Genomic DNA, 12,007 nt, shown 5'->3' with positions numbered 1-12,007 from the left:
ATTTAGCAGGTATTGAATCAGGGATGATGGAAAATTCATCCCTGACTTTTTTACTGAATTGGTGACGCATTCGGAACATCGTAGATATGTGCGGCAAAGTGTGACTGCAGGCGATGGTCAAGCAGGGCCTGAAATATATCGGCACAGCAGGCATCACTGGCAATAATCCTGCCCTGTTCATCAAACTGAAGATTCAGCCGGAACCGCGAGGCATGTTCCCTGAGGCTTGCCATAAACTCCGGTAACTTATAGAATCCTTTTTCTTTTATGGCCGATGCTCTTCTTAGCTGCATTGCGTTTGTTCCGACATATCTTTTTAGTGGCTCGGCATCGGTAAAGAGCTGACTGAATTCTGGTTCATCAACGAGATCGTTAAAGTTAGTAAGGTGAGCTTTTTTATAACTCAGAAGGGATTCAAACGTTTTTTTGTTTTTGATGAAAACATTGTCACCAAGAATATAAAAATCAAAATCTTTTGCTATGTTAAAACGAGGGGTGTCATCTATTTTTAATTTATTGTTTTTGAAAACAACAGATCGTAATCCGGATTGTTTTTTCGTTGCCCATGATGGATCTGTTTTTTTGACACAATGTAGTACAGTATCTCCGGACACCAGTTTCACAGAGTAAAAATCACAGTTCGCCAGTTCTTTGATTTCTTTTACTTTTCTGGCCTGTGTCTGGTCCGCAGATAGTGCTGTAATTGCAACCGCAGAGGTTTCTCCGGAACCAATCAGCATCAGGCTGGCTTCATTGTTCTGGGCCAGCAGTGAATACTCAATAGTCTCCGTGTATTTTCCTCTTTCAGCACAAATAAATTCCGTCAGTTCAGTTTTGAGTTCAGGAACAACAGTGATCCATTTCCCCCTGTATACCGAGTTACTTTTTACTGTCTGTTTCCTGAACACCCAGACAGAAAGTGTTGCACTCTGGATATCAAAATCCTGTAATTCTTTAAGTTTCATCCTTATCTCCACTAATAATAATGACAGACTGTATTGTCTGATATTCGTAATCAGAATCAGGGGAAATACTCAGGTTTGATAATACCACACCTGAGTGTGTCTTTTTGCTACCTGGATGTCGATAAGTTACTTCATACATTTTCCAGTTGAATACGATAAGTATAGGGTTAAGTATTATTTGTCCGGTCTTATAAGACAGCCAGAAGAGCCAGAGAAGAAATACAATAAACCCCAAAAATTTGTTGGTCTCCTGGTAATTAATGCTCATGAACGAAACAATGTAAGGGAGAACATAGTTCATCAGGTCTGACGGCGTATACTTTACTTCCAGAATCCTGATTTTTTGCTCATCGCTTTTAGCCAGTTTTAATATAAGCCATGAAAGAAGAAAACATACCAGGCAGATGAGAAATAAACTGACGGACAGTAATGGTTCCTTAAACGGCAGGTTACAGGAGTCAGATGTCAATAAATCAAAGCAAAGATGCCTTTTATATTTACTGTCATCAAAATCCTGAATGAGCAGGATCATACTAAGTGGCAAATATGAGCCCAGAAATACAGCAAACGCAAACGGCAGCCTTGGGGTCATTTTACCTCCTAACCTGTGGGGGAAACTCACATCTTACCAATATTTGATGACAACCGGGAAGGTGTTTAACCAGCCGGATGCTTCCACAACGGTCAGTAGCCGGCCCTTTTTAATTCGACAGCAAGTCGTTTAAGACTCTCATCCAGATATCTGTGATTCTGCTTCAGCTCTTTTTTCATTAGTTCCGTGTGATGTTCCAGGTCCGGGTTATCTCCCGCCCGACTGACCGGAAAATCATCATCAGAAGACAGACGCCCATTCCTGCTGTAATCCATCACGATACAGACTAGGGTTGCAAGGTCTATCACCCTGTGCAGAGGAAGTTCTTCTGACTGCCTTGACCATTTTTCTCCGGTATTGCGCCAGACTTTAGCTGACAACTCTGTCCAGCCGGGGGAATTCCACTGCGCGATGCCGACTGACAGGCCTTTGGCATCACTGTCGTCAGCGTATGGACCATCAATACGATCATAATTTTCGACAGTAATGACAGGTTTATGTTTCAGATAAACGGGGATCTTCATGGTCAGTAGCCTCTGGATTGATATCAGATACTGCACAATTTACAAATTTTACTAAATTATAAAATTCTGTAAATGTAACATTATATGTTTGTTGTTTTAATTTAATTGGTTAAATGGTTAATGGAAAGCCGGGTATTTATCTGATTCTGTTTCGTACGGTTTGCCGTCAGTCTTTACAAAAAAAAATCCAGAAGGTGAAGCCAGCCAACCGTAAAGGCTGGATGGCTGATTACGGGGCTTATAAGTGAAATCCTGATTATCTCAGTGGATTATTGACTCTGGCGTAGTCAAAAGGAGAAACAACCTCGTGAATGTTTGCGTCGATAAAATCCCCCCACCATTGCAGCATCAGTCTTCGTTCATCCAGAAACTCCGCCTTGTGAATGTAAGCCGCCCGTACGCCATTACGCTCCTGATGGCTCATCTGACGTTCAACCGCATCTCTCGACCATAATCCTGATTCAATCAATGAACTGCAGGCCATTGTCCGGAAGCCGTGGCCACAGACCTCGACCTTCGTATCGTAACCCATAAGCCGCAGTGCGTTATTTACCGTATTTTCACTCATGGGTTTCCATGGATTATGGTCGCCGGTGAAAATCAGTTCATGCTCTCCACTGATAGTGTGGATCTGCTTCAGAATATCCAGCGCCTGAGTAGAGAGTGGTACCAGATGTTCTGTCCGCATTTTGGAGCCACGATGCGAGTACTTGACCCCGTCAATAGGTTTCCGCTCCGGAGGGATCGTCCACATGGCTTTTTCGAAGTCGATCTCAGACCATCTGGCGAAACGGAGTTCACTGGAACGGATGAAGATAAGCAGGGTGAGTTTTGTTGCCAGCCGTGTCAGAGGCTGACCCCGGTATGTATCCAGGCGTTCAAGGAGTTCTGAAATGCGGTTGAGGGCCAGGGCGGGGCGGTGCTGTCGTTTCACTGTTGTTAATGCACCAGTCATATCGACAGCGGGGTTATAGCTGATGATGCCGGACTGGGCAGCATAGCGCATGATTGCAGTGATACGTTGCTGAAGGCGGGCGGCTATCTCGTATATCTCTCTGGCTTCGGCTGCTTTAACGGGGATAAGCAAATCTGGCGTCCTGAGTGAGGTAATATCGCGTGAGCCGATGAAGGGAAACACATGAGTTTCGAGGCTTTTCAGTATCTTCTCACTATGTGAGGCAGACCATTTTTTATTGCTCTTATGCCACTGTCTTGCGATGCCTTCAAATGTCTGAGCTGTTTCGGGTACAGACTTTTTGATACGTTTCTGTTCGCACGGGTCAGTTCCCTCAGCTATCTGCTTCCTTGCCGCATCGCGTTTTTCCCTTGCTTCTGATAACGAGACTTCAGGGTAAACACCCAGAGCGAGCGTTTTCTCTTTGCCCAGAAACCGGTAGCGGAGCCGCCAGTAGCGGGAACCGTTAGGGTGAACAAGCAAAAACATGTTGCCGCTGTCGGCAAGTTTATAAGGTTTTTCATCCGGTTTAGCTGCACGGATTTTAGCGTCAGTGAGCGCCATTGGCGGTATCTCCTGATAGTAAAAGGGGTATAAATTTTATCGAATCAGACTATACCCTCAGTTGTACCCTCACAAGGGACTTGATGCGGGTTGAAGTTGATTGAGTTGGGTGGAGTTAAGGGATTGTAGAAGTGTTGATTTTTGAGGGCTTAGAATGCAAAAACGGACCTCCGTGGAGGTCCGTTGATATGAATTTGGTGCCCGGACTCGGAATCGAACCAAGGACACGGGGATTTTCAATCCCCTGCTCTACCGACTGAGCTATCCGGGCAACGGGGCGCATTAAACCGTAATCCGTACGCTCCGTCAATCAAATTTCTCGATTTATCTACTGGTTGCTTAACTTTGCGGCAATTCTGCGCCCGAAGGCGCTTTTTTGCTTAAAATCACATCATGCCGTTATCGCCTTCGCGGGTTTTCCAGCCGCTGGTCACCGAGATGGCGTGGCGTAATCCGGATATCGTGTAGTCGCCAATGACCTCTTCATCATCGCGCGGCGAGCTGATGGTGATTTCCGCATCAACGCCGTGACGGTATGCACCGTGGTGGCTAAAGATGGTACCGATAAAACATTTTTCGTTCAGCCAAACCGGAATGTAAGCCACGGTTTCATAAATATAATTAGATGCCACGCCGCTGTAGTAGTTATCCGCATCGTCGGCTGACGTACCTGGGGGAATAGGGCAAATCGGCGCGTCGCTGTCGCTCTGTGGCTTATCCTTCAGCAGGCTGCTCTGCATCACTTCCAGCGACTTCAGCAGATCTGACTTTTCCCCGTCGCTCAGTGCAGGCGTCAGCGGCTGATCTTTCTCCGGCGAGCTGATGTCGTCGAGGGTGTAGCGATAGCGAATTGTCACCGCCGGGGTGCTGCTGGAGGGGCTAAAAGGGCGCAATAGATAGAGATTATCTTCGCCAAACTGGCCGTTGTACCAAAGCGCGTAAACCTGGCCGTTAATTCTTACCCAGTGGCTCCACTGGTTCGCGCCGCGGCCGTTCAGGGAATAGAGCGCGCCAGGGACGCCTGCGTCAAAGTCATCGCCGTTGCCGCTGTCGTCGTTATTGACCGCATCAAAAGCATCATCCCCGCGTTTTAATACGCCGGTGTAGCTAAAGAGGCCCGTGCCGCCGACGTAGCTGTCGATGATTAAATCTCGTTTGCCGTCGCCGTCGAGGTCCACTAGCGTAAAGCTGACTTTGCCGTTTTCGGAGTCGGCGCTGATATCGGACTGGAGAAACACCTGCCACTCATCATCGCTGATATCGGCGGAAGGCTTCGTCGTCGAGACCAGAGAGTCATCCGCGTAGGCCAGCGTAAAATGGTTGACATGGCCGCTGAGGGGAAACTGTTCGGCGATTTTATTTAGATCCAGTTCCGGGTTGGCCTTTTGCTCTTTTAACACGGCGCTGTACAACGCCTTCAGTGCGCTATTATCGATATCTTTCTGCTGCTTTGGGATCACCTGGCTAACGAACGTTGGTAGCATCCACGCACCGCCGGGGGCGATTTCACGGCAGTCGCCGGTGGTGTATTTCAGACTCTGGACAAACGTTTTGCCATCCCAAACGCGCTCTTCTCCGCTAATACAGTCGGCGATACCGCGGCCTTTGTGGAAAAAGGTGATAACGCCATCGGCATAGCTGGAGGCGTCGGTGGTTACCAGTTGAGGCTGGGTTAGCAGCGTTTTATCCACGACCCACATGGCGTAGCCGTCGTTATAGGCCGCGCGCCAGCACAGTGCCTCAATCAGCATGTGACTTTTATCCAATGGAGTTGAGGTAAGTTGTCGTTCCGTCGCCGGGATATCTGCGTTTTGCCAGTCATCACAATGGCTGTTAAGCGCTGGCGTCAATTGTGGCAGGAGTTTCTCCCGTAGCTTTGTCGTGAGCGCCGTGGAGGCTGCATTGTGAATGACAGGCGCGGCGATAATTTCCGGCGCAGGCGTTGCCGCCAGGATGTTATCATCACCGGCATCGCCTTTACGCACTAGCGCATCGGCGGTGCCCAGACGTTGCTGGAACTCATCCATTTTCAGAAATACTGCGCTGCTGCCTGTGCTGGAGAGCTGCTTGCGCTCGTCGTTAAGTGCCAGCTCAATTTTGCCGCTGTGCTCCAGAGCCTGAATTAGCGCGGCGGTCTGGGTATCGTCAAAGCGAAAATGGCTCTCGTCGTTGGCATCAAGCCCGCCGTTATCCTGACCGTCGATGAATAAATTCACCGTCGCATCGGGCGGAATATCGTGCTCGGTCTGGGCGAAGGTGGCGAGGGCGATGACGTGCTGTGCCTCGCCCGCGTTACGGGTCAGCAAGACGCTGACTTCACCCATTGTCGTGCCATAGCCCGCAGCCCGACAGGTGCCGGTGTTGTCGCAGGCAAGTTCCCAGTCTTTGTGCGCGAAAGAAAAACCTTGCGGGGAAGCTGCCAGAAGCGGTGTCGAACACAGCCCCATGATGGCAACCCAAAGAAGAGAACGCATATAAAACCCTGTCAGCATATCGATGAGGGGGAAATTATATGCGTGATGTATCGGTTAAGATATCGGAATCAGGTTAGAGCCCCGCCCATTCGACACTGAGCAAAACGCAAAATGTCTTCCGCCAGGCGGCGTGCGGTATCAACATCGGTCTGGCTGCGTTTGATCAGCAGGCGGCTCAGGCAGCCTTCGATGATCAGCTCCATTTGCTTCGCGACCATTGCCGGATCGTCAACTTCGAGCTGGCTAAGCAGTTCATGGGTATAGGCCAGTGAAGCCTGCTTTTGCTGCTCTGCCAGTTGATGGATCGGATGCTGGGCGTCCGGATAGAACGTGCAAGCGGCAATAAACAGGCAGCCCGGATAGCGATGATTGCTCACGCAGGTGGTCAGCGCAGCGTAACGTGCCAGCAGTTTCTGCTCCGCGCTTAGCGATTCGTCCAGCAATAGCTGGCGGCGCCAGACGTCAACCTGGTGGCTGAGGTAGCGTAGCGCGTCATACAGCAGCGCTTCACGGTCGGGCCAGAAACGTTTGAGGTCATCGAGCGGGTAAGCCACGCGTTCGGCGACCATTTCCAGCGTGGTGTTGGCGATACCCTCGATTTCGAGGATTTGGATGGCTTCACCCAGGACATCTTCACGTTGCACGGTCTTCTCCTCCATTTTTCCTCCTAAAGTGTCGCTCACGGTTGTCGATCGCGCAAATGGGCGCTGAATGCCGCAGCATCCATAAAACCCGTGACGCGCTGTGCGGGCTGTTCCTCTCCCTGTTCGTTGAAGAACAGAATCGTGGGTAGGCCGAGCACCTGCAGGTGCTTCAGCAGAGCCGCGTCTTCAGCGCTGTTCTTTGTGACATCCACTTGCAACAGAACGGTATCTTTTAGGGCCTGCTGTACGTCAGGCGAACTAAAGGTGTATTTCTCGAACTCTTTGCAGGCCACGCACCAGTCGGCATACAGATCGAGCATCACCGGTTTGCCTTTGGCCTGCGTCAGCGCCTGGTTGAACTCGGCGATATTATTGATGCGGGTAAATTCCAGATGCGCCTGCTGTTGGGCGACCGCTGTGCCGAAAGCCCAGTCCTGTAACGGACGAGCGCTGACCAGCGCGGCTCCAAGCATCACAATCTGCACAATGCGCAGCCATGGACGGGTGGCGCCAAGCGAGGTAATAAACGCCCAGCTAAAGAAGGCGACACCAAGCAGAGACCAAAGCCGCAGGCCCCAGAGATCGCCGATGATACGTTCCAGTAAAAATACTGGCAGGGCGAGGATCACAAAACCAAAGGCGGTCTTGACGTGAGCCATCCACGGGCCGCTTTTTGGCAGCAGGCGGTTGCCGAATACGGTCACCAGGATCAGCGGTAGTCCCATACCGAGCGCATAGAGATACAGCGTTCCTCCGCCCAGCCACAGATTACCGCTCTGAGCAATGTACAGCAGAATGGCGCTCAGCGGGGCGGTCGTGCAAGGCGAGCAGATGAGTCCGGCAATCGCCCCCATAGCGAACACGCCACCCGGCGAACCGCCCTGACGTTTGTTGCTCATCAGCGTCAGACGCGTTTGCAGCGACGAAGGGAGTTGCAGCGTAAACAGACCAAACATCGATAGCGCCAGCAGGATAAATACCACCGATAGGCCGATTAACACATAAGGGTGTTGCAACGCGGCCTGGAACTGTAAGCCTGCGGCGGCGACCACCAGTCCCAGCGCAGTATAGGTTAACGCCATCCCCTGAACGTAAATAAACGCCAGCAGCAGGGCGCGGGCAGTGGAAAGCCGCTGCTTACCGCCCAACACGATGCCGGAAATCAGCGGGTACATTGGCAGCACGCAGGGGGTAAACGCGATGCCAATACCAATTAACAGCGCCCATAGCGCGGTAAAGGGCAGGTCGGAGTCTTTGTTATCTGGGGCCGGGGGAGAAAGATCAGACGGCGACTTTACCGTTAGCGCCGGGATAGTTTCCAGTGGCAGAGGCGGGTTTAGCTTCGGGGCTACAGCATCGCTACTGGAGAGTGCGAGCGCCTTGCCGAGCGGCACGATTTTAGTTTCTGGCGGATAGCAAAAACCGGCATCCGCACAGCCCTGATAAGTCACGGTAAGGGTTGCGCCTGCGGCTGCCTGAGTCAGCGTTACTGGTACGCTCAGGCGCTGGCGGTAAATTTCACTTTTGCCGTAGAACTCATCCTCATGCCATTCGCCTGGCGGCAGGGAGGGTTCGGTAAACGTCGCATCGGCGGACGTCAGTTTGATCTGTTTGCGATAGAGATAGTAACCATCCTTGATTTGCCAGGTCAGATTTAAGTCGTGTTGGTTCTGCTGAAAATCAAAGGCGAAAGCCTGATCAGCAGAAACAAAGTTCGAACGGCCAGGTGCGTCGAACAGTCCGGCAATGGCTGATGTGCTGCAAAGCAGCAGGATCAGCGTAATGATGCGTTGAGCCATGAGAGGTAATCGTTGTCTCCATGAATGACGGGCAGAACCAGAAGTTCAGGGGTTTGATACGGGTGATGGGACTTCAGGCAGTCCAGCAACGCCTGCTGGTGGGCGAGGTCGGTTTTCAGCAGCATTTGCACTTCATACTCCTGCTCCAGTTTCCCTTCCCAATAGTAGAGCGAAGTCGCTCCCGGCAGGAGAGTGGCGCAGGCGGCGAGTTTTTCCGCCAGCACCTTGGCCGCCAGATCCTGGGCGGTTGCTTCATCCGGCGCGGTACAGAGTACAACAACAGCATCAGGCGTAGTCATCGCGAACCTCGTATCAGCGAAAAGAGGCACTATAGCACGCAAGATAAAGGGGATTAACGAAACGGGCCAGGATCTGGCCCGAATTTGAAGAGATTTACAGCATGATGCCACCAAAGATAAACCCGAGGATCACGCACAGCGTAATGGCGATCACGCCGGGGATCAGGAAAGCATGGTTGAAGACGTATTTACCAATGCGGGTCGAGCCGGTGTCATCCATTTCGACCGCCGCCAGCAGCGTCGGGTAAGTCGGCAGGACGAACAGCGCGGAGACGGCGGCAAACGAGGCGATGGCGGTTAGCGGCGTCACGCCGAGCAGGAGCGCGGCGGGCATCAGCGCCTTGGTGGTGGCGGCCTGAGAGTAAAGCAGCGTCGCGGCGAAGAATAACACCACCGCCAGCAGCCACGGATAGTTGTGCAGCAGGTCGCCCGCGACGGTCTGGATATCGCTAATGTGCGCTTTGACGAAGGTATCCCCCAGCCAGGCGACGCCGAGCACGCAGACGCAGGCGCTCATCCCTGATTTAAACGTGCTGGCGTTAAGCACTTCACCAGTATCGATTTTGCAGGTGATGCTAATCAGCGTGGCGATGGTCAGCATAAACACCACAATCGCTTCATTACGCGGCAGGACCGGGTTTTGAATCAGGCCAACGGTATCGCTGATGGCGGTGGCGTAGAACATCACCGCCACGATACCGACCAGGAACAGCAATACGGAGCGTCTGGCGTGTGGCTTAAGCTCAAACACCTGGCTACCGCGCAGTTTGACTTCCCCTTTTGCCAGACGCTCCTGGTAGACAGGGTCATCTTTAAGCTCACAGCCGAGGAAGTTACACACGATGGCGGTGAGCATGACGGCAACCAGGGTTACCGGAATACAGATCGCCAGCAGGGTCAGGTAGCTCACACCCAGCGGTTCGAGGATCCCGGCAAAGAACACCACTGCCGCGGAAATCGGCGAGGCGGTAATCGCAATCTGCGAGGCCACCACGGCGATAGAGAGCGGGCGTGAGGGACGAATACCCTGCTCTTTCGCCACTTCGGTGATAACCGGCAGAGTGGAGAATGCGGTATGCCCGGTTCCCGCCAGCACGGTCATAAACCAGGTGACCAACGGGGCGAGAAAGGTGATGTATTTAGGATGACGCCGGAGCATTCGTTCGGCGAGGCTGACCAGATAGTCCATCCCCCCGGCGACCTGCATGGCAGCGATAGCGGCGATGACCGCCATAATGATTTCGATGACGTCGAAGGGTATCGCGCCGGGTTGAATTTGAAAGACGAGGGTCAGGACGAGGACGCCCAGGCCACCGGCAAAACCAATGCCGATGCCCCCGAGTCTGGCTCCCAGATAAATAGCCAGCAGGACAATAACGAGTTCTGCACTAAACATATATGCCTTCCTTGTTTTATTAACAAGTTGATATTGGATTGTTGTAATTTGGTGGAGCTGTAAGAACAAAAAAGGCATGTCATCGCTGACATGCCTGTGGTTAGTTTAATCTGAAAGCTTACTGTTCGCTTTCATCGGTGTATCGCTTCGCTTTATAGGCCGGATGCATCAGGTTCTGCGCAGAGAAGATGTCATCCAGCTCGGCTGCGGTCAGTAGTCCGCGCTCAAGCACCACGTCCCTGACGCTCTTGCCCGTTTCGGCGCAAATTTTGCCGACGATATCGCCATTGTGGTGGCCGATATACGGGTTGAGATAGGTGACGATGCCAATCGAGTTATAGACGTAGCTTTCACATACCGCTTTGTTGGCGGTGATGCCGCTCACGCATTTTTCCAGCAGGTTGTAGCAGGCGTTGGTCAGGATATGGATAGATTCAAACATTGCCTGGCCAATGACTGGTTCCATGACATTCAGCTGTAGCTGACCGGCTTCGGAAGCCATGGTGACGGTGGTGTCGTTGCCGATAACTTTGAAACAGACCTGATTCACAACTTCCGGCACCACCGGGTTAACCTTGGCTGGCATGATGGAAGAACCCGCCTGCAGTTCTGGCAGGTTGATTTCGTTCAGGCCAGCGCGTGGGCCAGAAGAGAGCAGGCGCAGGTCGTTACAGATTTTGGACATTTTGACCGCCAGACGCTTCAGGGAGCTGTGTACCATCACGTAGGCACCGCAGTCTGAAGTGGCTTCAATCAGATCTTCTGCCGGTACAACCGGTAGGCCGCTGACTTCTGCCAGCTTTTGTACCGCCAACTGTTGATAGCCATCCGGGGTGTTCAGGCGGGTACCGATGGCGGTCGCGCCGAGGTTCACTTCCAGTAGCAGTTCAGCAGTGCGCAGAATGCATTTGGTTTCTTCGTTCAGTAGAACGCTAAATGCATGAAATTCCTGGCCGAGGGTCATCGGTACCGCATCCTGCAGTTGGGTACGGCCCATTTTCAGAATGTCCTGAAATTCAACGGCTTTATGCTGGAAACCTTCGCCAAGCTGGTTGATGGCATCGATCAGTTTGAGGATTGAGGCGTAGACCGCGATGCGGAAACCGGTCGGGTAGGCATCGTTGGTGGACTGGCATTTATTAACGTGATCGTTAGGGTTGAGGTACTGGTATTCACCTTTCTGGTGACCCATCAGCTCAAGGCCGATGTTCGCCAGCACTTCGTTGGTGTTCATGTTAACGGAGGTACCTGCGCCGCCCTGGAATACGTCAACCGGGAACTGGTCCATGCATTTACCGTTATTCAGCACCTCGTCGCAGGCGGCGATAATCGAGTTCGCTACGCTCCTGGGGATAGTTTGAAGTTCCTTGTTAGCCAGCGCTGCGGCCTTCTTCACCATCACCATGCCCCGGACAAATTCAGGGATGTCGCTGATTTTGCTGTTGCTGATGTAGAAGTTTTCAATCGCTCTCAGAGTATGAACGCCGTAGTAGGCGTCAGCTGGAACTTCCCTGGTACCCAACAGATCTTCTTCGATACGAATGTTGTTTAACATGTGAACCTTCTTTTCAAGCTGCTATATGAATTCACCCAATACGCAGAATTTATGAGATCTCGCGCATTTTCTAGCCGCAGATTATTTCTTTAACCGGCCCGGTGCCCACGATCATATGCTGATGATAGCGAATATCAGTCATCCTGATCACTTATTATGTAGTGAATTCTATAAGAATTATTAATTTGTGAAATGAATCACCGCTTTTCCATTCTTGAAAAAAATAAGCTTTTTTTACGA

Annotated in this window: 10 protein-coding genes and 1 tRNA gene; all 11 read right to left on the bottom strand. The window is 51.6% G+C overall.

Features of this window, described 5'->3' with window-relative positions; genetic code table 11:
* Positions 1 to 50: 50 nt before the first annotated feature.
* Positions 51 to 965, bottom strand: coding sequence for a Kiwa anti-phage protein KwaB-like domain-containing protein (locus HV213_RS26630; protein WP_023336675.1), 915 nt, complete (start codon positions 963 to 965; stop codon positions 51 to 53).
* The gene (locus HV213_RS26625) at positions 955 to 1,557 is read right to left on the bottom strand and encodes a hypothetical protein (protein WP_023336676.1); all 603 of its coding nucleotides are present in this window, start codon (positions 1,555 to 1,557) and stop codon (positions 955 to 957) included. Before HV213_RS26625 ends, HV213_RS26630 begins: the two co-directional genes overlap by 11 nt.
* A gap of 92 nt (positions 1,558 to 1,649) precedes the next feature.
* Positions 1,650 to 2,081, bottom strand: coding sequence for a DUF6530 family protein (locus HV213_RS26620; RefSeq protein ID WP_005123253.1), 432 nt, complete (start codon positions 2,079 to 2,081; stop codon positions 1,650 to 1,652).
* A gap of 256 nt (positions 2,082 to 2,337) precedes the next feature.
* Positions 2,338 to 3,600, bottom strand: coding sequence for a tyrosine-type recombinase/integrase (locus HV213_RS26615; RefSeq protein ID WP_023336677.1), 1,263 nt, complete (start codon positions 3,598 to 3,600; stop codon positions 2,338 to 2,340).
* A 195-nt stretch (positions 3,601 to 3,795) separates the two neighbouring features.
* Positions 3,796 to 3,871, bottom strand: a tRNA-Phe gene (locus tag HV213_RS26610).
* Between the two features lie 115 nt (positions 3,872 to 3,986).
* Entirely contained in the window at positions 3,987 to 6,074 is a 2,088-nt protein-coding gene (locus HV213_RS26605) for a DUF1176 domain-containing protein (RefSeq protein WP_181483957.1), read from the bottom strand.
* A 68-nt stretch (positions 6,075 to 6,142) separates the two neighbouring features.
* Entirely contained in the window at positions 6,143 to 6,718 is a 576-nt protein-coding gene (locus HV213_RS26600) for a transcriptional regulator (RefSeq protein WP_442788173.1), read from the bottom strand.
* Positions 6,719 to 6,753: 35 nt separating this feature from the next.
* Positions 6,754 to 8,517 carry a protein-disulfide reductase DsbD gene (locus HV213_RS26595; protein WP_181483955.1) on the bottom strand — a complete coding sequence of 588 codons (1,764 nt, stop codon included), beginning with the start codon at positions 8,515 to 8,517 and terminating at the stop codon, positions 6,754 to 6,756.
* The gene (cutA, locus tag HV213_RS26590) at positions 8,493 to 8,816 is read right to left on the bottom strand and encodes a divalent cation tolerance protein CutA (protein WP_112216238.1); all 324 of its coding nucleotides are present in this window, start codon (positions 8,814 to 8,816) and stop codon (positions 8,493 to 8,495) included. Before cutA ends, HV213_RS26595 begins: the two co-directional genes overlap by 25 nt.
* 94 nt (positions 8,817 to 8,910) lie before the next feature.
* Positions 8,911 to 10,212: an anaerobic C4-dicarboxylate transporter gene (locus HV213_RS26585; RefSeq protein WP_181483954.1), complete on the bottom strand. Its 1,302-nt coding sequence runs from the start codon at positions 10,210 to 10,212 to the stop codon at positions 8,911 to 8,913.
* A 118-nt stretch (positions 10,213 to 10,330) separates the two neighbouring features.
* Positions 10,331 to 11,767, bottom strand: coding sequence for an aspartate ammonia-lyase (aspA, locus tag HV213_RS26580; protein ID WP_181483953.1), 1,437 nt, complete (start codon positions 11,765 to 11,767; stop codon positions 10,331 to 10,333).
* Between the last annotated feature and the right edge of the window lie 240 nt (positions 11,768 to 12,007).

This window comes from Klebsiella sp. RHBSTW-00484 (assembly GCF_013705725.1).
In the GTDB taxonomy this organism is placed as follows: domain Bacteria; phylum Pseudomonadota; class Gammaproteobacteria; order Enterobacterales; family Enterobacteriaceae; genus Klebsiella.
Note: the sequence above shows the minus strand (reverse complement) of the source record. Positions and strands in the feature narration are given on the sequence as shown.

Bases quoted from the DNA above. Each gene is read 5' to 3' on its own strand.
- HV213_RS26630 (WP_023336675.1), bottom strand. From the start codon at position 965: ATGAAACTTAAAGAATTACAGGATTTTGATATCCAGAGTGCAACACTT.
- aspA (WP_181483953.1), bottom strand. From the start codon at position 11,767: ATGTTAAACAACATTCGTATCGAAGAAGATCTGTTGGGTACCAGGGAA.
- HV213_RS26605 (WP_181483957.1), bottom strand. From the start codon at position 6,074: ATGCGTTCTCTTCTTTGGGTTGCCATCATGGGGCTGTGTTCGACACCG.
- HV213_RS26615 (WP_023336677.1), bottom strand. From the start codon at position 3,600: ATGGCGCTCACTGACGCTAAAATCCGTGCAGCTAAACCGGATGAAAAA.
- HV213_RS26595 (WP_181483955.1), bottom strand. From the start codon at position 8,517: ATGGCTCAACGCATCATTACGCTGATCCTGCTGCTTTGCAGCACATCA.
- HV213_RS26585 (WP_181483954.1), bottom strand. From the start codon at position 10,212: ATGTTTAGTGCAGAACTCGTTATTGTCCTGCTGGCTATTTATCTGGGA.
- HV213_RS26620 (WP_005123253.1), bottom strand. From the start codon at position 2,081: ATGAAGATCCCCGTTTATCTGAAACATAAACCTGTCATTACTGTCGAA.
- cutA (WP_112216238.1), bottom strand. From the start codon at position 8,816: ATGACTACGCCTGATGCTGTTGTTGTACTCTGTACCGCGCCGGATGAA.
- HV213_RS26625 (WP_023336676.1), bottom strand. From the start codon at position 1,557: ATGACCCCAAGGCTGCCGTTTGCGTTTGCTGTATTTCTGGGCTCATAT.